This is a genomic window from Salinicola socius, from assembly GCF_001937195.1.
GTDB classification, from domain to species: Bacteria; Pseudomonadota; Gammaproteobacteria; order Pseudomonadales; family Halomonadaceae; genus Salinicola; species Salinicola socius.
The window spans coordinates 1-1,113 of the sequence record NZ_MSDO01000039.1 but is presented as its reverse complement, the minus strand read 5'-3'; the positions used below and the strand labels follow the sequence as shown (position 1 = coordinate 1,113).

The following is a 1,113-nucleotide window of genomic DNA, read 5'->3' as shown; positions in this document are numbered from 1 at the left end:
CTCGATACTGGATAGTTTGCTCGACACCTTCGATATCGGGCTGTCGCAGTCCCAGCGGCTGCTGACGCTGGAGATCGCCGGGGCTTCGTTGCTGCCCCATCGGCTGGTGGGCGAGGAGCGCGTCAGCGAGCCGTTCACCTACACCCTCGACTGCATCTCCCAGCAGGGCGACATCGAGCTCAAGACGCTGATGGCGCAGCCGGCCCGGCTCTCGATTCTGCAGGCCGACGGCAGCTACCGCCCGCTGCACGGGCTGGTCAGCGAGGCCGCATTGCTGGGCGAGGATGGCGGCGTCACCTACTACCAGCTCACCCTGGTGCCGTGGCTGGCGATGCTGAAGCTCGGCCGCGACAGCCGGATCTTCCAGGACCGCAGCGTCGCCGATGTCCTCACCGCCGTGTTCGACGGCCATGAACTGGCCAAGGGCCGCTACCGCTTCGACCTGCGTCGCGACTATCCCGCCCGCAGCTACTGCGTGCAGTACCGAGAGAGCGACTTCAACTTCGTCAGTCGGCTCTGCGAGGAAGAAGGCCTCTTTTACTATGCAGAGTTTGCGGGCGACGACGATGAGTTCGATGGCCATCGCATCGTCTTCACCGACGACGTCGACACCACCCAGCCGGTCAGCCCCCAGGCGATCCGCTTCCATCGCCAGGATGCCACCGAGACGGAAGACGCGCTGACCCAGTGGGGCGGCGTGCGAAGCCAGCAGCCCACCCGCGTCAGCGTCGGCACCTTCGACTACAAGCAGCCGTCACTGACCAAGCGCACCGGCCTCGATACCCTCAGCGATCAGGGCAACCTGCCCGACACCGAGGTCTACGACTACGCCGGCGAGTATTACTACCACGGCTATGCGCGCGGCGAACGCCTCACCGAAAACCGGCTGGAAGCGCATGAATCCCTGGCCAAGCGTTTTCGCGGCAGCGGTGGCGCGCGCCAGCTCCAGGCCGGGCGCTGGTTCGAGCTCACCCAGCACCCGCTGCACGACCTGGGCGGTGAGGAAGAGCGCCAGTTCCTGCTGCTCGGGGTGACCGTCCACGCCGAAAACGCCCTGCCGGTCTCGGCCCAGCTCCAGGCGCTGCCGGGTAGTCTGCAGCCCCGGCTCGACGC

Annotated in this window: 1 protein-coding gene; it reads left to right on the top strand. The window is 66.7% G+C overall.

The window, feature by feature from the left end; translation table 11 throughout:
• On the top strand, window positions 1-1,113 hold a 1,113-nt coding region (locus BTW07_RS18415), incomplete at both ends, for a type VI secretion system Vgr family protein (RefSeq protein WP_244158457.1).